Origin of the sequence: Agrobacterium sp. RC10-4-1 (assembly GCF_014138475.1) — a bacterium.
GTDB classification, from domain to species: domain Bacteria; phylum Pseudomonadota; class Alphaproteobacteria; order Rhizobiales; family Rhizobiaceae; genus Agrobacterium; species Agrobacterium pusense.
This window is the reverse complement of the sequence record NZ_JACJIT010000003.1, coordinates 66,554-89,399: the sequence shown is the minus strand read 5'-3', so window position 1 is coordinate 89,399 and position 22,846 is coordinate 66,554. Positions and strand designations below refer to the sequence as shown.

The following is a 22,846-nucleotide window of genomic DNA, read 5'->3' as shown; positions in this document are numbered from 1 at the left end:
GGGATTCCTTACACGTTGAGAAGCAGGAACTCGCGCTCCCAGGGGCTGATGACCTGCATGAAGGTCTCGAATTCCCCCCGCTTCAGACCGGCATAAAGGCCGACAAATTCGTGACCGAAGATCCGGTCGAACTGTGCTTCGCCCTCCAGCAAGGCGACCGCTTCAAGCAGGCCACGCGGCAGGTCGATAGAGCCCTCATTGGCCGTATCGGCGGTGGGTTCGGTCGGCTCGATGCTGTTGACGATGCCGAGCCAGCCGCAGCCGAGCGAGGCCGCGAGCGCCAGATAGGGGTTGGCGTCCGAGCTCGGCAGGCGGTTTTCGACGCGCCGCGCCTGCGGGCCGGAAATCGGCACGCGGAAGGCCGTCGTGCGGTTGTCGTAACCCCAGGCATTGTTCACCGGGCAGGCCATGTCAGGCGTCAGGCGGCGGTAGGAATTCACATAGGGCGCCAGCATGACCAGCGCATTCGGAACGTAACGCTGCATGCCGCCGACAAAGGAGAAGAATTCTCTCGAAGGGCTGCCATCTTCATTGGAGAAGATGTTGCGGCCGCTATCGATTTCTACCACCGACTGGTGGATGTGCATGGCCGAACCCGGCTGGCCCTGCATCGGCTTGGCCATGAAGGTGGCATAGATGCCGTGCTTCAGCGCGGCTTCGCGAATGGTGCGCTTGAACAGGAACACCTGGTCGGCAAGCTCGATCGGATCGCCATGGCGCAGGTTGATTTCCAGCTGTGCCGGCCCTTCCTCATGGATGAGCGTATCGATCTCGAGGCCCTGTTTTTCGGAGAAATGATAGATGTCATCAATCAACTCGTCGAACTCGTTGATGCCGGCGATGGAATAGCTTTGACCTCCAACGATGGAGCGTCCTGACCGGCCCTTTGGCGGATGCAGCGGATAGTCCGGATCGTCATTCATGGCGACGAGGTAGAATTCGATTTCCGGTGCCACCACCGGCTTCCAGCCCTTTTCGGTATAGAGCGAAAGCACGTTCTTCAAAACGTTGCGCGGCGTGTAGGGCACGAAATTGCCTTCCGCATCCACCACGTCACAGATCACCTGCGCGGTCGGGTCGGTTTCCCAGGGCACGACGGAGAGGGTGGAAAGATCAGGCACCAGCTTCAGATCGCTGTCGCGCGGCTCGTAGCGGAAATTGGCGGTCTCATCGGGATATTCGCCCGATATCGTGTGGCGATAGAGCGCCGAGGGTAGAGCAAGCGAGGTATCGCCCGTGAATTTCGCCGTCGGCATCATTTTCCCGCGCGGTACGCCGGCAAGGTCGGGCGTGATGCATTCTATGTCTTCTATCCCACGCGCCCTCAGCCATTGCGCGGCTTCGCGCCAGGAGGAAACGCCACGGGTGGAGGAAAGGTCGAGGGGAGGGGTCTTCTTTGCCATGGTTGCCTTTTTTTTCGGGCGGAGCATGGTTTTCTTGGCGGGCATGTATCACCGGGTCTGTGTTTCGACTGTCGCCATCATAACCGTAGTTTGGCAATTGGCGAGGGGGAAAGCGCCATTGACAAGCGGCGGCACTTGGAAAAGAGGAAAGGAAACGAAACGGATGGAATGATGGCAGATAAATGTGACGTGCTGATTTTGGGGGCGGGCGCCGCCGGCGTGATGTGCGCCATCCGCGCCGGCCAGCGCGGCCGCTCCGTCGTCGTTCTCGACCATGCGAAAGCGCCGGGCGAAAAGATCCGCATCTCCGGCGGCGGTCGCTGTAACTTTACCAATATCCACGCCGGGCCGAGGAATTATCTCTCTGCCAACCCGCATTTCGCCAAATCCGCGCTTGCCCGATATACGCCGCGCGATTTCATCGCCCTTGTCGAAAAACACCGTATCTCCTGGCACGAAAAGACGCTCGGCCAGCTTTTCTGTGATGACAGCGCCAAGGATATCATCCGCATGCTGCTGGCTGAAATGCAGGCGGTGAATGCGAAGCTTCGGCTCGAAACGTCAGTCTCCGCCGTGACCCATGACGGCGGCCGTTTTCGGGTGTCGACCTCGGGTGGCGTCATCGAGGCGGAGAGCCTCGTCGTCGCGACAGGCGGCAAGTCTATCCCGAAGATGGGCGCGACCGGTTTTGCCTACCAGATCGCCGAACAGTTCGGCCTCAAGCTCATTGAAACCCGCCCCGGCCTCGTTCCGCTGACGCTTGATCCCGGTCTTCTGGAAAAGCTGAGCCCGCTTGCCGGTGTCGCTGTTCCGGCCGAGGTTTCCCATGGCAAAACCTCGTTCGAGGAAGCGCTATTGTTCACCCATCGTGGTTTGAGCGGTCCTTCCATACTGCAAATCTCCTCATACTGGCGCGAGGGTGATCCCATCCGCCTGAAGCTTGAGCCGCATCGCGATTTGGCCGCGGTGTTGAAGCAGGCCAAACAGAAAAACGGCCGTCAGTCCGCCCAGACCGCCCTGTCGGAGATCCTTCCGAAGCGGCTCGCCCAGCATGTCGTCGAACAATCCGGCCTCACCGGCCATCTTGCCGATATGTCTGACAAGGCTCTGGCGAAGCTGGCAGCAGAGGTGCAGGACTGGCAGATCAAGCCCGCCGGTTCGGAAGGTTATCGCACCGCGGAGGTCACGCTCGGCGGCGTGGACACCACCGGCCTCGATTCCCGCAGCATGGCGGCGAAATCCGTCCCCGGCCTCTATTTCATCGGCGAATGTGTCGATGTGACCGGCTGGCTCGGCGGTTATAATTTCCAGTGGGCCTGGGCGTCCGGCCAGGCGGCCGGCGAATTCGCGTGATCGTCTCTGGCCGTGGAAAAGATCGGACCTCTCTCCTTCGTCATGCGGGACTTGATCCGGCGTCCAGCCATGGCGCTTCTGGGCCGTAAAGAGTCTTTCTCGATCAAGGACTTGATCGCGCTCGACCCCGGAACTAGTCCGGGGTGACGGAGCTGATGAGACCTGTTCGCCAACCCAGTTTCAGTTGGTAAAGTTGTGGCCCTTCCTCGCGTTTTTAATAATCTGTTAACGGGGGAGGAGTCATCCTGACCAAATGCCAGCAAGGCCGGATCGCTCAATGATCCCGCTGCACATGATGTCACGCTGGAAGCCCTTAACAGGGCATGGGTCGGTTGAGTTTTTCGTCTGGAGCCCGCGCATGAACAGATCTGCACATCGCCGCCCTCGCGCCATTGCCATCGCCCGCACTGACAACGAGAGCCGGCAGTTGGCCTTTCGGCTGAGCCTCATCGCAGCCGGTGCTCTCGCAGCCCTTATCGCCCTCTTCCATTGATCGACGGCTTCTCGCCTTCACAAAGTTGATAAGCGCGCTGAAAAACCGTGACATCCGTGATGCCTCGGCCATATCCCTGTAAAACTTTTCTTCCTGCAGAATGGCTTCACGCCGTGTGCGCGGTCGCTGATTTTCGATAATGGCCCGTGCTGCAAAAATCGCGTGCATGTTCGCTCTCCTTCTTACTGCAGAGGGCCATGATGCACGCCGTTTTTTGATTTATCTGCGCAAGAAAATGCGCTACGTTTTTCAATTATGAAAAACGTCACCTGGGATTCCTACCAGCTTTTCCTCGATGTGTCACGCAGCGGTGGCCTGACGGGTGCCGCCGCGCTGACGGGCTTAAGCCCCGCGACCATAGGGCGGCGCATGGTCGAGCTGGAGGAGCGGATCGGCAAGGCGCTGTTCCACCGCAGCCAGACGGGATACGCCCTCACAGTGGACGGCCGTGCGTTGTTCGACAGACTTCAGGCCATGGAGAATGCGGCCAGGGATATCGAGGGGTGGCAGAAGGCGTCATCGGCCTCGTCCATCGTGCGGATTGCCGTGGGCACCTGGAATGCCTGGCTCTTGACCAGCAACTTCTCCGCCATCTGCACGGATCGCGATGATTTCCGCATCGACCTTTTTATCGCCGAGCAGAGGGCGTCTCTGGCGCATCGCGAAAACGATATCGGTATCCGCGCTTTCGAGCCGCAGGAGCGCAATCTCGCCGCCATCAAGACGGGGGAGGTTGCCTACGCTCCCTACAGGCTGCGCAATGCCGCCGCCACTGTCGCTGACCGCTGGCTGTCGGTAGCCGAGGAAAACGCCATTTCAACCTATCTTCGCTGGCCGCATGAAAACCGGAGCAACGAGATCGTCGTAACGGTGAACCGGCCAACGGCGCTTCTCGATCTTGTCCTGTCAGGGGCGGGGATCGCGGTGCTTCCCTGTTTCGTGGGCGATGCGGATGCGCGCCTCGTCCGGGAGGGCGGCGAAATCGAACCGCTGCGCCACAATCAATGGATCGTCATGAATAATGACGATCGCCACCGACCCGATATCAGGACGGTGGCGGATCGGATGACCCGTCTGATCAAGAGCCATTCCGATCTCTACGCCGGACGCAAGGGCCGCCCGGCATAGATGAAATCACGTTCAGTTGTATAAATAAATTTTAATAATTTATAGTTGCGTGCGCATCAAAATATCCATAGGTTGCTTTTTGTAAGTTTAACCCTTTCAGGTTGAGGCCGCCATGATAGTTTCAGCATCATACGTAAATGCGATGTCCGCAGCAGGAACGCCGGAAGAAGCAGCAAAGCTCTTTTATGCAGCAGTCAGTAAGGGGCTCGCGGCAGTTGTTGCCGATGCTCTTTCGCAATCCGTCACGGCAATTGCGCCGGCAGCCTCAGGCACCAAGATCGCAGGCTGGGAAAAGCTCGTGGGAGGCGTGGCGATGCATCTGGCGTGGGAATCGCCGGCCGTTCTGAACCCGATTCCCCTGACGCAACTTGCCTGCTTCGCCCCCTATGCGCCCCAACTCCAGGGTAACGTGGAGGCGATGGGCGTCAATGTAAGCATCGGCGTTTCCGTGTCGGCGAGCTTCTGAGGCGGCCACTTCTGACGTTTGCACTGAAGGCCGGAACATCGATTATGATGTTCCGGTCTTTCGTTTCACGCGGCGTCACGCCCCTGCGCAACGATGACGGGGATAAGCAGATCACCCCAGTTGCCGCCGCCGCCATGGTGGCGGGCCGAGCGGACCAGCTCGACGGAAACGCCGGCCTCGACGGCTTTCATGACGGCCTGGTTGAGGCGGTGCAGGTCATTGGCCAGCATGCGGATGGCAGCCTGCTGATCCTGCGTCATGGCGGAGGATTGCTCCTCGGCGCGTTCCTTGACGTGCGTCTTGATGGGATTGTGGGCGTTCATGGCATTTCTCCTCTCGTTATTGTCAGGGGTTTTTGATCTGCTTTGCAAGCCCTTCCCGCGATGGGGAAGGGCGGTTTTCTTGATTTATTCGGCCGCCGGGCGGAACTGGTCGTGCTCGGTGGATTCCTTCATGGCCGTGGTGGACGACGTGCCGCCAGAGATCGCCAGAGACACGGCGTCGAAATAGCCGGTACCGACTTCGCGCTGGTGCTTGGTGGCGGTGTAACCATTGGCCTCTGCTGCGAATTCCGCCTCCTGAAGCTCGGAATAAGCCGCCATCTGCCGGTCCCTGTAGCCGCGCGCCAGTTCGAACATGCCGTAGTTGAGCTGGTGGAAGCCAGCGAGCGTGATGAACTGGAACTTGTAGCCCATCGCGCCTAGCTCGCGCTGGAACTTCGCAATCGTCGCGTCGTCGAGGTTCTTTTTCCAGTTGAACGACGGCGAGCAATTGTAGGCGAGCTTCTTGCCCGGATGCACCTTGTGCACGCCTTCAGCAAACCTGCGCGCCTGTTCCAGATCCGGCTTTGATGTTTCGCACCAGATCAGGTCGCAATAGGGCGCATAAGCCACCGCGCGGGCAATGCAGGGCTCCAGACCGTTCTTGACCTGATAAAAGCCCTCAACGGTGCGCCCGGCATCGTAATCCACGAAGGGACGGTCGCGCTCGTCGATATCGGAGGTCAGAAGCTTGGCGGCCTCCGCGTCCGTGCGGGCGATGACCAGCGTTGGTACACCCATAACGTCGGCCGCAAGCCGTGCTGCCGTCAGGTTGCGGATGTGCGCCGCCGTCGGGATCAGAACCTTGCCGCCGAGATGGCCGCATTTCTTTTCCGATGCCAGCTGATCCTCATAGTGAACACCTGCTGCACCTGCCTCGATGAAGGCCTTCATGATCTCGAAGGCGTTGAGCGGCCCGCCGAAACCGGCCTCCGCATCGGCAACGATCGGCGCGAACCAGGTGTCGACAGAAAGGCCCTTGCCCTCCGCGGTCTCGATCTGGTCGGCGCGTTGCAGGGTGCGGTTTATGCGCTTGGCCAGCTCCGGCGCTGCATTGGCGGGATAGAGCGACTGGTCCGGATACATGGCCGAGGCCGTGTTCGCATCCGCTGCAACCTGCCATCCCGAAAGATAAATCGCCTTCAGCCCGGCGCGAACCATCTGCATGGCCTGGTTGCCCGAGAGCGCACCCAGCGCATTGACGAAATTCTCCTCGTTGATCAGCTTCCACAGCCGGTTCGCACCCATTTCGGCCAGCGAATGGCGGATTTCGACAGAGCCGCGCAGCCGCTCCACGTCGGCGGCGGTATAGGTGCGCTCGATGCCGTCGAAACGTCCCTGCGGTGCGCCCGGAACAAGTTTGTAAAAATCCGTCATACTTCTCTCTCCCATGATAAATGCGGTTTTCGTAGCGGGCCGTCTTGAACATCATATGGCGCCGTTTGATGTGACTACATTTACATTTCTCGAGATTTGATCGCCAGAACAAACATAAAAACAGTGACTTGAAAGAGGTTATCCTGTAGTGTGCATGACAGAGCGACGCTGTAAAAATGTAAATTTTGTAAAAGAGTATGATCCGTCGATTTTGTAATGGAATTGTATGTGTTGATGGGGGTGGAGGGGAAAGGCTGTGTCGGAAAACAAGATTTTTGCGGGCCCGCGCGTGCGCCGCATTCGCAACGGTCTCGCGCTGACGCAGACGGCCATGGCCGAGGCGCTGGCGATTTCGCCGTCCTATCTCAATCTCATCGAGCGCAACCAGCGGCCGCTGACGGTGCAGCTGCTTTTGAAGCTCGCCTCTGTGTACAAGGTCGATCTGGATGACCTGCAGGGCGAAAGCGCCGGTTCCGCCGGGCAGCTGCGCGAGGTCTTCGCCGATCCGCTGCTGGTCGGCGAAGTGCCGTCGCCGCAGGAACTGATTGAGGTCGCCGATGCCGCGCCCAATGCGGCAAGTGGTGTTCTCAAGCTATACCGGGCTTACCGGGAACAGGCGCAGCGCCTCTCCGATCTCTCCGATCTTCTGGCGCGGGAGGGTCATGAAACGATGCTTTCCTCCACCCGCCTGCCGATCGACGAGGTGCGACACGTCTTTGAAAACCGCCCGGCCTACTTCCATTCCATCGATGCGGCTGCGGAAGACCTCCACAAACATTTGTCGACGGGCGATGATCTCGCCTCCGGCGTTCGCGCATGGCTCCAGAAAAACCACGGCATCGTGGTCCGCACCCTGCCGGTTCACGCTATGCCAAACCTCCGGCGACGTTACGACCGGCATTCCATGCGGCTCTTTTTATCCGAGCGCCTGTCGCAGCCGGATCAGCTGAGGGAAATGGCGATGGAGACCTGCCTTCTGGCGCTGCGCGAAGAAATCGGTACGGAGCTTGAAGGGCTTGGCCTGAAAGGGGAAGAGGCGAGACGCATTGCCCGCTTCGAACTGGCGCGTTACGCCGCTCATGCGTTGATGATGCCCTATGGCGCATTCCTCGGCGCCGCCCAGCGGGCGAAGTACGATCTCGAAGTCTTGCGGTCGCGCTTCAACGTATCGTTCGAACAGGCGGCCAATCGCATCGTCAGCCTGCAGCGGCCGACAGCCGCGGCGATCCCGTTTTTCCTGATGGAAATCGACAATGCCGGTAACCGTTTTCGCCTTGCGGGGGCCGGCGGTTTTCCAAGGGCGCGTTTTGGCGGCCTCTGTCCGCGTCTCAATATTCATGCGGCTTTCGCCCAGCCGGGACAAGTGCTCGTGGAAGCGGTCGAGATGCCCGACGGAGATGCTTTCCTCACGGTGTCGCGCACGCTGGAAGGTCCGCAGGCTGGTTTCGGCGAGAGGGTGCGGCGAACGGCGGTGCTTCTGGGCTGCGATTTCGCTCAGGCGGCAGAGACCGTCTATGGCCCGGCCGCTTCGGGCGCTGCGCCCGTCGCCGTCGGTCCTTCGTGCCGGCTGTGCGAAAGACAGGGCTGTCTTTCGCGGGCGGAAGCGCCGCTCACGCGGCCGCTGGGGCTGGATGAAATGGTCACCGGCCTCAGTGTTTTCGACTTCCAGTAGGTGTTTTCATTCGCTTTTTTGCGACCGGAACACATTTGGTTGAAAATGCTGTGCTGCACATTTCCCCCTTGCTCCCTTCTGTTTTCCTTTCTAGTCTCTCCGAAAAAAGGGGATCACGCTCCCGTCGTGAGGATGCGTTAACAGGAGACATCATGAAAAACCGTTCTCTCCGCCTGACCTTGGCTCTCACCACCGCGCTCGTTACAGCAGGCTCGGCAATGGCCCAGGAAAAGGTCGTCCACGTCTATAACTGGTCGGATTATATCGACGAATCGATCCTCGCCGATTTCACCAAGGAAACCGGCATCAAGGTCGTCTATGACGTTTTCGACAGCAATGAACTTGTGGAAACCAAGCTGCTGGCCGGCAGCTCCGGATATGATGTCGTCGTGCCCACTGGCCCCTTTCTCGCCCGCCAGATCAATGCCGGCGTGTTCCAGAAACTTGACAAGTCCAAGTTGCCGAATCTGAAAAACATGTGGCCCGAGGTTTCCGAGCGTCTGGCGAAATACGACCCCGGCAACGAATATGCCGTGAACTACATGTGGGGCACCACCGGCATCGGTTATAACGTCGCCAAGGTGAAGGCTGCACTGGGCGATGTTCCGGTCGATAGCTGGGATATTCTGTTCAAGCCGGAAAACGCTGAAAAGCTGAAATCCTGCGGCATCAATATTCTCGATGCCTCGGACGAGACCTTCGCCATTGCCATGAATTATCTCGGAAAGAACCCGGACAGCAAAGAAACCGCCGATCTCGAGGCGGGCGGCGATGTCTACATGAAGATCCGCCCCTATGTGAAGACCTTCAACTCCTCCGCCTATATCGATGAACTGGCGAATGGCGACAGCTGCATCACCATCGGCTGGTCGGGCGACATCCTCCAGGCGAAGAGCCGCGCCGAGGAAGCCAAGAATGGCGTCGAGGTGAATTACGTCATCCCGAAGGAAGGCACCTACATGTGGTTCGACAACCTTGCCATCCCGGCGGATGCTAAGAATGTCGAAGAAGCGCACGCCTTCATCAACTATCTGATGCGGCCGGAAGTCATTGCCAAGGCGTCGAACTACGTTCAGTACGCCAATGGCAACCTTGCTTCGCAGGCGCTGATGGATGAGTCTGTTGCCAAGAACCCGGCAGTCTATCCCGATGCCGAGACGCTGAAGAAGCTCTTCACGATCTCGCCTTACGGACCGAAGGAACAGCGCGTGCTGAACCGCGTCTGGACGCAGATAAAGACTGGCAGCTGAAACCTCCGCCCGCTGGTTGAGGAACGGCCGGCGGGCCTGTTCCTCTGATCCTTTGCCGGCAGGTCCGTTACCTGCCGGTATTGCCCGCCCCGAAGCATCGATCGACAGACCAACGGGATTTGAGGGTAGGGTGAATGGCGAAAACTCTAGGGCCGGTCAAACGCAAATTTAGCCCGTGGGACAATGCCGATGCGGTGCCCTTCATCCGCTTTGAAAACGTCACCAAACGTTTTGGCGATTTCGTCGCCGTCAACAATCTGACGCTCGATATTTACGAGCGTGAGTTCTTCTCGCTGCTCGGCCCCTCCGGTTGCGGCAAGACCACGCTGATGCGCATGCTGGCTGGTTTCGAGGAGCCGACCGAGGGCCGCATTCTGCTGCAGGGCAAGGATATTTCCGGCGTGCCGCCCTACAAGCGCCCGACCAATATGATGTTCCAGTCCTATGCGCTTTTCCCGCATATGTCGGTAGAAAAGAACGTCGCTTTCGGTCTGGAGCAGGATGGCCTGCCCAAGGCGGACATCGTCGCCCGGGTCGAGGAAATGCTGCGCCTCGTGAAGCTCACGGAATTCGCCAAACGCAAGCCGAGCCAGCTTTCCGGCGGGCAGCGGCAGCGCGTGGCGCTTGCCCGATCGCTTGCCAAGCGACCGAAGGTGCTTCTCCTCGATGAGCCGCTCGGCGCGCTCGACAAGAAGCTGCGTGAGGAAACGCAATTCGAACTGATGGATATCCAGACCAATCTCGGTCTCACCTTCCTCATCGTCACCCACGATCAGGAAGAGGCGATGACGGTGTCGGACCGCATCGCCGTCATGGACAAGGGCATTGTCGTGCAGGTGGCGACGCCCGCCGAGATATATGAAGCGCCGAACAGCCGCTACGTGGCCGATTTTATCGGTGACATCAATATTTTCGACGCCAATGTCGTCGCCAATGCTTCCGATATCGGCAGGCCCGGCCTCGTGACACTGGATTGCGACGGGCTGAAGGTGGCGGTTGAGCAGGAATGCGCCGCTGCCGCCGGTAGCCAGGTGGCTTTCGCCATCCGGCCGGAGAAGGTGCGCATCTCGCTCGATCAGCCTGCCGATAGCAGCATCAACTCCGCCTATGGCGAGGTATGGGATATCGGCTATCTGGGCGACTTCTCGGTCTTCATCGTCAAGCTTGCGGATGGCCGCGTCATCCGCGCCGCACAGGCAAATGTCTCGCGTCTCGTGGATCGCCCGATTACCTTCGGCGATATGGTGTGGCTAAACTGGAAGCCGGACTCCGGCCTCGTCCTGACGCGCTGAGGGAGGCTTCGATGGCGATCACCACTCCCGAAAACCGGCAAAGCCCCTGGCGCTGGCTGGTCGTCGCGGTTCCCTATTTCTGGCTGCTGCTGTTTTTTGCGGCCCCCTTTTTCATCATCTTCAAAATCTCGCTGTCGGATACGGCGATCTCCATGCCGCCCTATACCCCTGTCTTCGAAGGCTTCTCGAGGCTCGGTGATTTCTTTTCGCAGCTGGATTTCGAAAATTACCTCTTCCTGACGGAAGACCCGCTCTACATCGACGCCTATCTGTCGTCGTTGCGCATCGCCTTCATTTCCACCTTCCTGCTTTTGCTGATCGGTTATCCCATGGCGCTGGCCATGGCCCGCGCGCCGTCTTCCGTGCGGCCGACGCTGGTTATGCTGGTGATCCTGCCGTTCTGGACTTCGTTCCTGATCCGCGTTTACGCCTGGATCGGGATTCTGAAGCCGGAAGGCCTGCTGACGGTGCTGTTCCAGTGGCTCGGATTGCTCGGGCCGGACCAGCAGGTCAACATCTTCCGCACCGAAACCGCGATCTTCATCGGTATCGTTTATTCCTACTTGCCCTTCATGGTACTGCCGCTTTATTCCGCGCTGGAAAAGCTCGACAATACGCTGCTGGAAGCGGCCGCCGATCTGGGTTGCCCGCCTTGGAAAGCCTTCTGGAAGATTACGTTCCCGCTCTCCCTGCCGGGTGTCGTGGCCGGCTCGATGATCTGCTTCATCCCGATAACAGGTGAATTCGTCATCCCCGATCTGCTCGGCGGCGCACAGACGCTGATGATCGGCAAGACGCTCTGGACGGAATTCTTCGGCAACCGCGACTGGCCGCTGGCATCAGCCGTTGCCGTGCTGCTTCTGCTGTTGCTGGTCGTGCCTATCGCCATCTTCCAGAACCAGCAAAAGAAGGTGGGGTGAGGCCATGAAGCGCGGAAAATTTGACATCACCGTCCTCACACTCGGTTTTGCCTTTCTTTACATCCCGATCATCATCCTGATCGTTTATTCCTTCAATGCTTCCAAGCTTGTCACCGTCTGGGGCGGCTTCTCGCTGCAATGGTACAGGTCCATGTGGTCGAATGAAGGGTTGATGGATGCCGCCTGGGTGACGCTGCGCGTGGGTATCCTCAGCGCCACCATCGGCACCATCCTCGGGACACTCGCGGCGCTGTCGTTGACGCGCTTTGCGCGTTTTCCGGGCCGGGTGCTGTTTTCCGGCATGATCTATGCCCCGCTCGTCATGCCGGAGGTGATTACCGGCCTGTCGCTGCTGCTGCTCTTCGTGGCCGTCGGAGTGGATCGCGGTTTCTGGACGGTGGTCATTGCGCACACCACCTTTACCATGTGTTATGTGGCGATTGTGGTGCAGTCGCGTCTTTTGACCTTTGATCGAAGTCTCGAGGAAGCCGCGCTTGATCTTGGTTGCCCACCGGTCAAGACCTTCTTCCGTATCACCCTACCGCTGATCTTTCCCGCCGTTATTGCCGGCTGGATGCTGGCCTTCACCCTGTCGCTCGATGATCTCGTCATTGCCAGCTTCGCCACCGGACCGGGTGCGACGACGCTGCCGATCAAGATCTATTCGCAGGTTCGCCTCGGCGTGACCCCGGAAATCAATGCCATCTGCACCATCCTGATCGGGCTTGTGACCGTCGGCGTCATCGTCGCCTCAATCGCCTCGAAGCGCACGGAGTTGCAGCGGATGCGCGATGAACACGCCGCGGCGCGAAACTGACCGGAGAGAACTCTACGATTTTTTCGCGTTACTGTTGAAACGCCAATAAAATCAGAAACCTGTAATTTAGTTTCGGGGCTTTACGGTTCCAGAATAGGAATTTTCGTCGGTGATTGATCGATTTTGGTTTTAACTGCTTGTTAATGGGAGTTGGCGGAAAGTAAACCCAACGCAGGGTCGTCATATGACTGATGGCCGGGATTGATAATTTCCATCTGGCGAGATTGTCCCCCTTTCTCTCGTTGAAAAGCACACCTTATCCAGGCGGCCGCAAGGCCGCCTTTCTTTTTTTGTCTCATTGGCGGGACGCTCATCGGTTTTCAGGATGATCCATCGACCTGGAAACGAGAAGGACGGGGACAAGCCCGGCGATGATGATGATGATCGCCGGTACGGCGGCATCCTGCACCTTGGAGCGTGAGGCATTCTCGTAAACAAGCGTGGCAAGCGTATTGAAGCCGAAGGGTCTCAGCAGGATGGTTGCCGGCAACTCCTTCATGGATTCGATCAGGACCAAAAGGAAAGCGGTCAACGCCGCGGGCCGCATATTGGGCAACAGCACCCTGAACAGCGTCTGCGCCCGGTTCCGCCCAAGCGTTCGCGAAGCCATGTCGATATGCGGCGAAAGCTTCTGGAAACCGGCATCCAGCGTGCCTTCCGCCATGGTCATGAAACGCACGGCGTGCGCATAGATGATGGCAAAGGCCGTGCCGGAGAGCAGCAGGCCGGTGGAAAAGCTGAAATGTGTACGGAAGAACCCGTCCACCCCGTTGTCGAGAGCCGCGAGTGGAATGAGCACGCCGATGGCGAGCACCGTTCCCGGCACCCCATATCCCATGGAGCCGAAGCGGGCGGCAAACTTCGAGGTTCGTGACCGCCCCGTGCGGATGGCGTATGAAAAGACGAAAGCCGCAACCAGCGTTACCAGGGCCGCGGCAAAGGAAACTTCGAGGCTGTGCCCGAGTGCCTTAAGAAGTTTCGGCGCAAGCAGCGCATCGAACCGTTTGGCCGCGTAACCACCCAGCACGATGACGGGAATGAGAAAGCCACTCGTCACGGGCAGGAAGCAGAAAACAGTTGCCGCACCGCGCCGCCAGCCGGTCAGCGACTTCAGCCGATGGCGCTGCGTCATGTTTGTCGCCTTGGGTGCGCCGAAGCGCTGTTTTTCCCGGGCGTTGCGTTCGATTACGATGAGCGCGCCGACGATGATGAGGATGACGGCGGCGATCTGCGTTGCATTGGCGAGATTGCCGCGGTTGAGCCAGGTCTCGTAAATGGTGAAGGTCAGCGTCTGCACGCCGAGATATTCGACCGCGCCGATATCGTTGAGGGTCTCCATCAAGACCAGAGAAAGCCCGATGGCAATCGCCGGTCGCGCCATCGGCAATTGTACGGAGAAGAACACGTTGAGAGGCTTTGCGCCGAGCGTGCGTGCGGCTTCGGCTGCAAAACGCCCCTGCATGGAAAAGGCGGCACGGGCCGAGAGATAGACATAGGGATAGAGCACCGAGCTCAGGACGATGACCGCACCGCCGAGGGAACGGATATCGGGAAACCAGTAGTCGCGGATGCTGTGATAGCCGAAAGCAGCACGCAATAAGCTCTGCACGGGCCCGGTAAAGTCGAGAAACTCACCGAACGCATAAGCGGCGAGATAAGATGGAATGGCGAGCGGCAGGACGAGCGCCGCCGACAGCAGCCGCCGCAGCGGAAACTCGAACGTGGTGACAAGCCAGGCGCAGACAATGCCGAAGAAAGCGGTCGTCGCTGCCGTTGCTCCGAGCAGCATGAACGTACGAAATCCGGCTCGCGGCAGGACGTTGACGAGAAGATGTCGCCACCCCTCCGTGCTGCCGGTCAGCGCCAGCCAGAAGATCGCCAGAACGGGCATGGCGGCGATGGCCGAAACAATGATGGCCGCAATCGGCAATAGAGAAACGCGTTTTGTCGCGGGAAGGGGAACCGTCATGGGCATGCGAGCCTGCTGTCCTGCATAGGCCTTGACCGGCTGGTTCTCCAGCCGGCGGCTTTCGCATTGCTACGCCCGCATGACCTCAGTTGGCAAGGACCCGCTGTGACGGAAAGGTGATTTCCACCAGCGTGCCTTCGTTGGGTGTCGAGGTGATGGAGAAATTCGCCCGGTTGGCGTCCACCATGGCCTTGGTCAACGGCAGGCCGAGCCCGGTGCCGTCACCGCGTACACGTTTGCCGGAAGAAGCCACCTGCCGGAACGGCTTCATCGCCTGTTCCAGTTCCGCCCGCGTCATGCCGATACCGGTGTCGCGGATGCGAAGCGACACGCTGCCATTTGCCTCATAGGCGGTGGATACAACGATCTGCCCGCCTGACGGGGTGAAGCGAATGGCGTTCGACAGGATGTTCAGCACGATCTGCTTGATCGATCGCAGGTCGGCGACGATCTGCGGCACGGATTGCGCAAGCGCCGTGCGGATGATGACGCGCTGGTTGTTTGCCTGCGGCTGCACCAGCGAGACCGCTTCGGCCACCGTTTCGTTGAGCGGGACGGCGATGAAATCGACATCCATCTGCCCCGCCTCGATCTTGGATATATCGAGGAGATCATTGACGATATCGAGCACATGCCGGCCGGAACGGCCGATATCATTGGCGTATTCCACATAACGCGGATGGCCGATCGGCCCGAAACGTTCGGTCGCCATCATGTCCGCAAAGCCGATGATGGCGTTGAGCGGCGTGCGGATTTCGTGGCTGACGCGCGCCAGGAAGTCGGTCTTGTGGGCATTGGCGGTTTCCGCCGCGCGCTTGGCGTTGCGCAGTTCTTCTTCGGTGCGCTTCCACTGGGTGATGTCGCGGATTACGGCGCAATAGCCATGTGAGGATTTGAGCCGCCCGATGGTCATGAACAGCGGCAGGAAACCGCCGGATGCTTCGCGGCCGATCACTTCGCGGCCATCGTTCAGCACGCTCGCAACACCGTTATTGGCGAGGCCGGAGAGATAGTCCAGCACGGCGCGCTGGCTCTCATGGGCAAAGAGCGTGACGAAAGGCTTGCCGGCAATTTCGCCATTGTCATAGTTGAACAGCGCGCTGGCCGAGCGGTTGAGGGAGCGGATTTCGCCTTCGTCGCCCAAAAGCACCACGCCGTCGGTGGCCGTTTCAAGAATGGAGTGCAGTTCCTCGACTTCGCCCTGAAGCAGGGAAATGCTGCCGGCTTGCGCGCTCTGCGCCGCGGTGTTTTCGTTGGCGGCGGCAACCGGCGCTGCCTTTTCTTCCAGCGGAACGAGAGAAAGCATCAGCGCCTTCGTCTCTTCCCAGCGGATGGATTGCAGCCGCGCTCTGACAGGAATGATATCGTTTTCGGCGCTGACAACGACCATGCCGCCTTCATTGTCAGGCATGTCTTCGAGCTCCTGCCTCTGCAGCAGGGCTTCCAGCCCACCCACTTCTTCGAGTTCGGCCAGAGAGTCATAACCCGTCAGCCGCAGGAAATCCGGATTGGCGTGGATCAGCCTGTCGCCGGCGTGCACGAGAAGGGCAACGGGCATCTGGTCCAGCGTCTCGGCCGTCAGCGCGTCGGCGGGGCGAGGTACAGGACTGACCATTGCTGCCGCGACTTCGGCAACCGGCCGCTCTTCGGCGACGGCCTGCTGCTGCATTTCGTCCGAACCGCTTTCCGCTACGGGTTCGCTGACGGCCGCAGGCTGTTCACCCCGAACATAGTCGGCAAAAAGATCATCGTCCTGCGCTGGCGCCGTGGCCTTGAGGTCAGTCTCGGAAGGTGCGCTGTCAGGCGCATGCGCATCTATGTCCTGTTTAATATCATGCGTGTCCGAATCGATGGAAACGGTTTCCGCATCCGTTTCCCGGCCGTCTTCGAAAGCAGTATCCGCTGGCGCCAGGGCACGGCCGATCTCGCGGAAGGCGGCCTGCTCACCGGCGGTCAGGCCTTCGCGGGAGCGCGAACGGCGCTCTTCCAGACGAACGATCTTGTCGGAGGAAGACGGTTCCGGTGCAGTTGCCGGGGCTTCGAATTCGGGCGGGGTATAATCATGATGCTGTTCGTCGGTCGAAACGTCGTCCGCTGCATCGTCTGCCGCTCCGACCTCCGCGGCCGGGATTTCATCGTCAGTAGCCGATCCGGGAGTGTCCTCCGCATCGTCATCCTCATCGATGAAGGCCAGCAATTCATGGCTCGTGCTGTCGACGGTTGGCTCCGGAGAAGCCTCCGCCGGATCAGACTCTTCGCCCTTCAAGAAGGTAAGGCCGATTGCGTGCGGGTCCTCTGTGGCGTCGGCCAGGCGCACGATGCCGAAACCGCGAAAACCGTCAAATTCCCGTGAGCGGGTATAGGTAGGCAGGGCGGCGAGATCGATCGGCACCATCAGCGATGTGCCTTCCACGGGCCAATGGATTGTCTTGCCCGACCACGTGTCGCGGCGGCCGAGAAGCTCTCGGATCTTTCCGTCGGGATCGAGATTGAACAGGGCGGCGACGTCGGCAAAGCCCATGCCCTCCACCGCAGCAGCCCTGGCACCCACGGCCTCGGCAAATTCATGAGAGATGGAGCTGAACCGTCCTTCAGCGTCGATTTTCCAGACGAAACGGGATGCACGGGCGCCGGCGTTGAAGGCAAAAGGCTGGGCCTGTTCGACTGCTTCGGTCTCGATTGCAGCATCCTCGTCCGCCGGTGGCGCAACCGGGGATGCCGCGTTTTCGGTTATCTCGTCCTTTGCGACGAAACTCTCCGCATCGAGAGCCTCTTCGGCGGGTTCGTCGTCCGTCTTCTTGGTGAAGGGCGCCTCCGCCTCATCCTCATCCAGTTCAAAAAGATCGGCAATGTCGTCAGTCATCGCCACGTCCGCAGCCGCATCGGCGTCCTGCGTGAAAAGCGCTGCGGGGGCCTCCGGCTTCTCTTCCGCAAAGGGCAGAAGCCTGTCTTCATCCTGTCCGGATACCGCTTCTTCCTCCGCGTCGGACGGCTGCTCCTGCGGGTCTTCCACCTCTTCGATGTCTGCGACAGCATCGAGAACGGCGTCGAAAGAGGCGGCTGTTGCGACAACAGGCGCCGTCTCTGCAACCGGCGACGCAGGCTCGACGACCGGGACGTCCTGCGGCTTGTCCTCGGCAAAACCATCGGGGTCGAGTGTGCCCAGTGCGGTTTCGACCACGAAGATCAGGTTGAGTTCGGGCGTAGTGGTGATTTGGCCGGCGGCTGCGGGCAGATAACCCTTTCCGGTAGGTACCGGGCGTTTGACGAGATGCCCCGATTGGCGCGCCGCCATTCCGACTAGTGTTCTGGCCGTATGCGGGGTGATGCCGAGTGTAGAGAAGCCGGGCGAGGCGGCAACGATCCGGTTGTCGCCATCGGTAACTGCCATATGGATATCGGGGTCGTCGAAACCTTCGATCATGCGCCGGGCGCATTCCACCACGTCGGGCTCGGCCTGATCGGCGCGGGCAGAAAAGAGTATCGCGGTTTGGCCGGGCTCGGCCTCAATGATCTCCGCGCGCGCAGTCGCGGCAATGCTGCGGAAACCGGAGGTGATGCGGATCGTGAAGGGCAGGCTGTCGCCGGTCTTTGAAAGCCGCGCCGCCGTGGCCGCCAGTTGGCGGAACGTCACGTCCTGCCGCTTCGGCCCCTGTTCCAGAAAGTCATAAACCATCGGCGTGCCAAACAGGGCAGCGCCGCGTCCATTGGCCCATAGAACATGTCCAAGATCGAGCGAGAACAAAGCCATCGCTTCACCGCGCCCGAAACCTTCACGCACCCGTTCATGCACTGCGATATCGATAAAGGGATACTGGACGGCGGGCATGTCGAAACCTATTCTGGCACTACCGGACCTTGCGGGCTCCCGGCTTCCTCATGAAACCGAAACGTAAACCCGCCGAGGCATCACGTTAACAGAATTTTAAATAACTTCACAGGGTCGCCGGGTCCACCGCCCGGCTTATGAATCGCCAAATAGAGTTAACATCAACAGCCTCAATGCCGGCTTTCCGGTGTCAGCCCGCGCTGGAAAAGCGCTTGCCTTTCGCTGCCTTTTTTCGCAAAATTCGGATAGGGACTTGCAAATGGGAAAAACACCTTTTATGTGACCCCCCGTGGCGCCGCTTTGGCGTTTGATGTGCGGTTGTAGCTCAGTTGGTTAGAGCGCAGGTTTGTGGCACCTGAGGTCGGTGGTTCGACCCCACTCAACCGTACCATTCCCCTCTCCCAGTAAGTTTATATGTCACAAGGACTTACCGGGAGAGGGGAAAGTCTCTTCCACCGCTGGTCAGATATCCCGTTTTCCCGGAAAATAATCTTTGCGGTCACACGGCGCGCGGTCGTGTCAGTGGCCCTGCGGTTTCAGTCCGGCAAAAACCATTTGGCTAAAATCTCTTGCGCTGGTATTGTCTGCCCAACGAAACCTTATGAAAGCCTGCAGCATAGCGTCTACGCTTGTGCGCGGCGAAATGGACAATACAGTGATCGACCCCGGAAACGGCCCAAAGCCGTCGGAACAAGGGGCGTCGGTGGCAAACAAAGGGAAAGCGAAGCGTTCCCGTCGTGGCAAGAAACACAAGCGTGACGGTAAGCCCCGTGACGCCTCTGCGTTGTTGCATGATGTTGCCGCGGATGTTCCGGCCGGTTCCTCCTATGTATCGGCGCTCGAGCCGGATGCTGAGCCGCGCAAGAGAAAACGTCGCAGGCGTTCTCGAGGCAAGGGTGCGTCTCAGCCTGCATCTGCGGCTTCCCCTGTACAGGTGCAGGCTTCAGCTGCAATTGACCCGGCCAATCCATCCTCCGTACCACCCGGTGGCGGGCGAAAGTCGCGTAACCGCAAACGCGGGCATCGCGATCCGCGCGGACGTGATCCGCAGGGCCGCCCGCTTGTCCCCAGCCATGCACCGAAACACGTTGGCAAGCAGAACGGTCGCGCCGGCGGCTCCGTTCAGGACCAGCATCGGCAGCAATCGGAAACATCAGCCCGTCACCCAGGGCGGCAGCACGAGCATGGCCCGGACGCGCCGGCGGATATGTATGCCGCGCTTGATCTCGGCACCAACAATTGCCGCCTGCTGATTGCGCAGCCGACGCGGCCCGGCCAGTTCCGGGTGGTCGATGCGTTTTCGCGCATCGTGCGGCTGGGTGAAGGGCTGGTATCGAGCGGCCGGCTTTCCGATGATGCGATGGACCGCGCGGTTGAAGCACTCAAGGTCTGCGCCGCAAAACTCTCCGGCCGCCCGATCCGGCGCATGCGGCTCATCGCCACCGAGGCTTGCCGCGCTGCGTCGAATGGCGAGGAGTTTCTGGCGCGTGTTACGCGGGAAACGGGGCTTAAACTCGAAATCATCAGCCGCGAGACGGAAGCCCGCCTTGCGGTTTCGGGCTGCGCCTCCCTCGTCGGCCGTGAAGCGCGTTCCGTCGTGCTGTTCGATATCGGCGGCGGATCGTCGGAGATCGCCGTCATCAAGGTCGGGGAGAATCGCTCGAACCGGCTTGCCAACCACATCACCCACTGGACCTCGCTGCCCGTCGGCGTCGTCACGCTTTCCGAACGCCATGGCGGTCGTGATGTGACGCCCGACGTTTTTGCCGCGATGGTGCGGGAAGTCGAAGGCCTGCTCGACGCCTTCCATTGCCCGCCGCTCGCGCCGCAAACGCATCACGAGGATTTTCACCTCATCGGCACATCAGGCACGGTGACGACGCTCGCGGGCGTTCATCTCGATCTGCCGCGATATGATCGCCGCAAGGTGGATGGTCTCTGGCTTTCCGATGCCGAGGTGACGGCGATGCAGGACAAGTTGCTTGCATGGGATTTCGCCGGCCGCGCCGCCAATGCCTGCATCGGGCCTGACCGGGCCGATCTGGTTCTCGCCGGCTGCGCGATTCTCGAGGCCATTCGCCGCCGCTGGCCGGCGCGCCGAATGCGCGTGGCGGATCGCGGTCTGCGCGAAGGCCTGCTGACGGATATGATGGCGGATGACGGCGCATGGCGGCGCAACCGCATAAGGCGCATGCAGATGGTACGGCAGGACAGGACGGAAGGTTTGACATGAGCAAGGCGCCAACAAGCACCAATCGCACCGGCCGCAAGATCGGCCAGAAGGTCAAGAAGACCAAGCTCAAGGCCTCGTCGCGCCGCTGGCTCGAACGTCATATCAATGACCCCTATGTGCAGCGTGCCAAGCTGGAAGGCTATCGCGCCCGCGCCGCCTTCAAGCTGTTGGAAATCAACGACAAGCACCAGATCTTGAAGGGGGCCACCCGCATCATCGACCTTGGCGCCGCCCCCGGAAGCTGGTCGCAGATCGCCGCCAAGGTGACGGATTCGACCGAGGACGATATCCGCGTTGCAGCGATCGATTTCCTCGAGATCGATCCCATTCCCGGCGTGAAAATTCTGCAGCTCGACTTCCTCGACCCGAGCGCGCCCGAAAAGCTGATGGAGGCCGTTGGTGGCACGCCCGATCTTGTTTTGTCGGACATGGCAGCACCCACCACCGGGCACCAGAAAACCGACCACATCCGCACCATGCATCTGTGCGAAGTCGCGGCCGATTTTGCCGTTCAGGTGCTTGCGGAAGGTGGCCATTTCCTTGCCAAGACCTTCCAGGGCGGCACGGAAAAGCAGCTGCTGGATATGCTGAAGAAGAACTTCAAGCAGGTTCTCCACATCAAGCCGGCGTCGTCACGCTCGGAATCGGTGGAAATGTTCCTGCTTGCCAAACACTTCAAGGGCCGCAAGACCGAGGCGGCGGGTGCATCTGAAGCCGACGAGGCCTCGAAAGACTGATTACTCCGCCGGTTGCGAGACCTTGCCGCGGTGGCCGGAAACGGCCGCACCCGCCTGTGCGTCCATGCGGATGATCGGCACGATGGCGAAGAGCGATACCAGCGCGACGATGGTGAAGGCGATGTGGAAATCGGCGAGCTGCAGATGCGTGCCCGACATCATGCTGCTGACTTCCAGAATAGAGGCAGCGAATGCAACGCCGAGCGCCAGGCTGATTTGTTGCAGCACGGAGGCCATGGACGTTGCCTGGCTCGCCTGACTGTCCTCGATATCGGAATAGCTGAGCGCGTTCGATCCGGTAAAGAAGAAGGACCGGGCAAATCCGGCCGTCACAAGAAAGATCATGATCAACGGGTATGGCGTTTCAGGCGTGAAGAAACTGTTGGCGAGCGTCGTGAACGCGCCGACGATGCCCGCGCCGATCAGCGTCGAGCGAAATCCGGTCGCCGCAAACACCCGCTTGGCCATGAACTTGGTGGTGATCGCCCCGATGGCGCCGGCGAAAGTTATCATGCCCGACTGGAACGGGTTCAATCCGAAACCGATCTGCAGCATCAGCGGCATCAGGAAGGGAATGGCGCCCGTGGAGATGCGGAAGATGGTGCCGCCGACGGAGGCGGCCCGGAAGGTCGCGTTCTGGAAAATTCGAAAGTCCAGAATGGGGGCGGGGTGGTGCGCAGCGTGGCGCATATAAAGAAAACCGCAGATGAAACCGATGATGGTCGACGCGATGCCGATGGCTGGCGGGAGCGCAGGCAGGCTGACGACGGAGAGGCCGAACACCACGCCGGAGGCGGCGATGCCGGACAGCACGAAACCCTTTCCGTCCATTGGCGGCGGGTTGGTGGTTTCGATTTCCGGCAGGAAGATCGTCGAAAGCCAGATGCCGATGATGCCGATCGGCACATTGATCAGGAAGATCCAGTGCCAAGAAAAATAGGTGGTGATGAAACCGCCGATGGGCGGACCGGTCAGCGGCCCCACGAGCCCCGGTATTGTCAGCAGCGCCATGGCGGAGACGAGTTCGCTGCGCTTCGTCGTGCGCAAAAGCACAAGGCGGCCCACGGGTGTCATCATCGCTCCGCCCATACCCTGCAGGAAACGCGAGAGTACGAATTCGAACACCGACGACGAGACCGCGCAGCAGATCGACCCAACGACGAAGACGCCAATGGCAAAACGGAAGATTTTCTTCGCGCCGTATTTGTCGGCCATCCAGCCGCTGATCGGAATGAAGATCGCCAGAGCCACCATGTAGGCCGTTAAAGCCAGCTTGAGCGTAATCGGGCCGACGTGGAGATCTGCGGCAATTGCCGGAAGCGAGGTGGCGATGACGGTGGAGTCCATCTGCTCCATAAAAAGAGCGACTGCCAGGATGAGGGGAATGATGCGGTTCATGAGGCTGCCTGCGGCTTTCCGCTGCGACAAGGGATATCGCCGTCCGTCCTACGCCTGATAGGCGGGCTTGCCAACACGTTAATTACCAATTTCTGATGTTCCGATCAAACCTGCGTGAGGCCGGTTTCCTTGCAACTTTCTCGCTCTATTGTCCGTTGGGTGAGTTCAGTTGGCAATCACGGCCAGTTG

At 59.9% G+C, this 22,846-nt stretch carries 17 protein-coding genes and 1 tRNA gene; 12 read left to right on the top strand and 6 right to left on the bottom strand.

The window, feature by feature from the left end; genetic code table 11:
• Window positions 1–8 precede the first annotated feature (8 nt).
• Complete coding sequence (locus tag FHW77_RS08925) at window positions 9–1,448, bottom strand: glutamine synthetase family protein (RefSeq protein WP_004440065.1); 1,440 nt, start codon at window positions 1,446–1,448, stop codon at window positions 9–11.
• A 123-nt stretch (window positions 1,449–1,571) separates the two neighbouring features.
• Between FHW77_RS08925 and FHW77_RS08920 the strand changes: the two genes are divergently transcribed.
• The 4 genes from FHW77_RS08920 (at window position 1,572) to FHW77_RS08910 (ending at window position 4,843) form a co-directional block, all read left to right on the top strand.
• Entirely contained in the window at window positions 1,572–2,756 is a 1,185-nt protein-coding gene (locus FHW77_RS08920) for a BaiN/RdsA family NAD(P)/FAD-dependent oxidoreductase (protein WP_034496010.1), read from the top strand.
• 358 nt (window positions 2,757–3,114) lie between these two features.
• Window positions 3,115–3,249 carry a hypothetical protein gene (locus FHW77_RS26690; protein WP_262621252.1) on the top strand — a complete coding sequence of 45 codons (135 nt, stop codon included), beginning with the start codon at window positions 3,115–3,117 and terminating at the stop codon, window positions 3,247–3,249.
• 255 nt (window positions 3,250–3,504) lie between these two features.
• Window positions 3,505–4,377, top strand: coding sequence for a LysR family transcriptional regulator (locus tag FHW77_RS08915; protein ID WP_004440070.1), 873 nt, complete (start codon window positions 3,505–3,507; stop codon window positions 4,375–4,377).
• A gap of 142 nt (window positions 4,378–4,519) precedes the next feature.
• Entirely contained in the window at window positions 4,520–4,843 is a 324-nt protein-coding gene (locus FHW77_RS08910; protein WP_006698168.1) for a hypothetical protein, read from the top strand.
• A 65-nt stretch (window positions 4,844–4,908) separates the two neighbouring features.
• Here the strand turns inward: FHW77_RS08910 and FHW77_RS08905 are convergent, their stop codons facing one another.
• On the bottom strand, window positions 4,909–5,166 hold the full coding sequence (locus FHW77_RS08905; protein ID WP_004432604.1) for an SMc00767 family acetate metabolism repressor: 258 nt from the start codon (window positions 5,164–5,166) through the stop codon (window positions 4,909–4,911).
• Between the two features lie 84 nt (window positions 5,167–5,250).
• A complete protein-coding gene (gene aceA, locus FHW77_RS08900) occupies window positions 5,251–6,540 on the bottom strand; it encodes an isocitrate lyase (RefSeq protein ID WP_004440074.1) in 1,290 nt (429 codons plus the stop codon).
• A gap of 256 nt (window positions 6,541–6,796) precedes the next feature.
• Here aceA and FHW77_RS08895 point away from each other — a divergent pair, with 256 nt between their 5' ends.
• The 5 genes from FHW77_RS08895 to FHW77_RS08875 all read left to right on the top strand — a co-directional run bounded on the left by FHW77_RS08895 (window position 6,797) and on the right by FHW77_RS08875 (window position 12,491).
• A complete protein-coding gene (locus tag FHW77_RS08895; RefSeq protein WP_004440076.1) occupies window positions 6,797–8,212 on the top strand; it encodes a helix-turn-helix domain-containing protein in 1,416 nt (471 codons plus the stop codon).
• A gap of 152 nt (window positions 8,213–8,364) precedes the next feature.
• Entirely contained in the window at window positions 8,365–9,462 is a 1,098-nt protein-coding gene (locus FHW77_RS08890; protein WP_004440078.1) for a polyamine ABC transporter substrate-binding protein, read from the top strand.
• A gap of 134 nt (window positions 9,463–9,596) precedes the next feature.
• Window positions 9,597–10,754 carry an ABC transporter ATP-binding protein gene (locus FHW77_RS08885; protein ID WP_004440079.1) on the top strand — a complete coding sequence of 386 codons (1,158 nt, stop codon included), beginning with the start codon at window positions 9,597–9,599 and terminating at the stop codon, window positions 10,752–10,754.
• Between the two features lie 11 nt (window positions 10,755–10,765).
• Complete coding sequence (locus FHW77_RS08880; RefSeq protein WP_004440081.1) at window positions 10,766–11,674, top strand: ABC transporter permease subunit; 909 nt, start codon at window positions 10,766–10,768, stop codon at window positions 11,672–11,674.
• A 4-nt stretch (window positions 11,675–11,678) separates the two neighbouring features.
• Window positions 11,679–12,491 carry an ABC transporter permease gene (locus tag FHW77_RS08875; protein ID WP_004440083.1) on the top strand — a complete coding sequence of 271 codons (813 nt, stop codon included), beginning with the start codon at window positions 11,679–11,681 and terminating at the stop codon, window positions 12,489–12,491.
• 310 nt (window positions 12,492–12,801) lie between these two features.
• Here FHW77_RS08875 and FHW77_RS08870 read toward each other — a convergent pair whose 3' ends face one another.
• Both FHW77_RS08870 and FHW77_RS08865 read right to left on the bottom strand, forming a co-directional pair.
• Window positions 12,802–14,466 carry an ABC transporter permease gene (locus tag FHW77_RS08870; protein WP_004440084.1) on the bottom strand — a complete coding sequence of 555 codons (1,665 nt, stop codon included), beginning with the start codon at window positions 14,464–14,466 and terminating at the stop codon, window positions 12,802–12,804.
• A gap of 79 nt (window positions 14,467–14,545) precedes the next feature.
• Window positions 14,546–18,289 carry an ATP-binding protein gene (locus FHW77_RS08865; protein WP_004440087.1) on the bottom strand — a complete coding sequence of 1,248 codons (3,744 nt, stop codon included), beginning with the start codon at window positions 18,287–18,289 and terminating at the stop codon, window positions 14,546–14,548.
• Between the two features lie 314 nt (window positions 18,290–18,603).
• On the opposite strand from FHW77_RS08865, the gene FHW77_RS08860 reads away from it, so the two are divergent.
• The 3 genes from FHW77_RS08860 (at window position 18,604) to FHW77_RS08850 (ending at window position 21,259) form a co-directional block, all read left to right on the top strand.
• Window positions 18,604–18,680 (top strand) — tRNA-His (locus FHW77_RS08860).
• Between the two features lie 210 nt (window positions 18,681–18,890).
• Window positions 18,891–20,522, top strand: a complete 1,632-nt coding sequence (locus FHW77_RS08855; RefSeq protein WP_004440089.1) for a Ppx/GppA phosphatase family protein — start codon at window positions 18,891–18,893, stop codon at window positions 20,520–20,522.
• Complete coding sequence (locus FHW77_RS08850) at window positions 20,519–21,259, top strand: RlmE family RNA methyltransferase (RefSeq protein WP_004440090.1); 741 nt, start codon at window positions 20,519–20,521, stop codon at window positions 21,257–21,259. Before FHW77_RS08855 ends, FHW77_RS08850 begins: the two co-directional genes overlap by 4 nt.
• Here FHW77_RS08850 and FHW77_RS08845 read toward each other — a convergent pair whose 3' ends face one another.
• Window positions 21,260–22,657, bottom strand: coding sequence for an MDR family MFS transporter (locus FHW77_RS08845; protein ID WP_004440092.1), 1,398 nt, complete (start codon window positions 22,655–22,657; stop codon window positions 21,260–21,262).
• Window positions 22,658–22,846 lie beyond the last annotated feature (189 nt).

What these genes read in the sequence shown, in the direction of transcription:
- FHW77_RS08855 (WP_004440089.1), top strand. Translation starts at nt 18,891, where the DNA reads ATGAAAGCCTGCAGCATAGCGTCTACGCTTGTGCGCGGCGAAATGGAC.
- FHW77_RS08875 (WP_004440083.1), top strand. Translation starts at nt 11,679, where the DNA reads ATGAAGCGCGGAAAATTTGACATCACCGTCCTCACACTCGGTTTTGCC.
- FHW77_RS08905 (WP_004432604.1), bottom strand. Translation starts at nt 5,166, where the DNA reads ATGAACGCCCACAATCCCATCAAGACGCACGTCAAGGAACGCGCCGAG.
- FHW77_RS08890 (WP_004440078.1), top strand. Translation starts at nt 8,365, where the DNA reads ATGAAAAACCGTTCTCTCCGCCTGACCTTGGCTCTCACCACCGCGCTC.
- FHW77_RS26690 (WP_262621252.1), top strand. Translation starts at nt 3,115, where the DNA reads ATGAACAGATCTGCACATCGCCGCCCTCGCGCCATTGCCATCGCCCGC.
- FHW77_RS08865 (WP_004440087.1), bottom strand. Translation starts at nt 18,289, where the DNA reads ATGCCCGCCGTCCAGTATCCCTTTATCGATATCGCAGTGCATGAACGG.
- FHW77_RS08850 (WP_004440090.1), top strand. Translation starts at nt 20,519, where the DNA reads ATGAGCAAGGCGCCAACAAGCACCAATCGCACCGGCCGCAAGATCGGC.
- FHW77_RS08880 (WP_004440081.1), top strand. Translation starts at nt 10,766, where the DNA reads ATGGCGATCACCACTCCCGAAAACCGGCAAAGCCCCTGGCGCTGGCTG.
- FHW77_RS08925 (WP_004440065.1), bottom strand. Translation starts at nt 1,448, where the DNA reads ATGCCCGCCAAGAAAACCATGCTCCGCCCGAAAAAAAAGGCAACCATG.
- aceA (WP_004440074.1), bottom strand. Translation starts at nt 6,540, where the DNA reads ATGACGGATTTTTACAAACTTGTTCCGGGCGCACCGCAGGGACGTTTC.
- FHW77_RS08920 (WP_034496010.1), top strand. Translation starts at nt 1,572, where the DNA reads ATGATGGCAGATAAATGTGACGTGCTGATTTTGGGGGCGGGCGCCGCC.
- FHW77_RS08915 (WP_004440070.1), top strand. Translation starts at nt 3,505, where the DNA reads ATGAAAAACGTCACCTGGGATTCCTACCAGCTTTTCCTCGATGTGTCA.
- FHW77_RS08845 (WP_004440092.1), bottom strand. Translation starts at nt 22,657, where the DNA reads ATGAACCGCATCATTCCCCTCATCCTGGCAGTCGCTCTTTTTATGGAG.
- FHW77_RS08870 (WP_004440084.1), bottom strand. Translation starts at nt 14,466, where the DNA reads ATGCCCATGACGGTTCCCCTTCCCGCGACAAAACGCGTTTCTCTATTG.
- FHW77_RS08910 (WP_006698168.1), top strand. Translation starts at nt 4,520, where the DNA reads ATGTCCGCAGCAGGAACGCCGGAAGAAGCAGCAAAGCTCTTTTATGCA.
- FHW77_RS08885 (WP_004440079.1), top strand. Translation starts at nt 9,597, where the DNA reads ATGGCGAAAACTCTAGGGCCGGTCAAACGCAAATTTAGCCCGTGGGAC.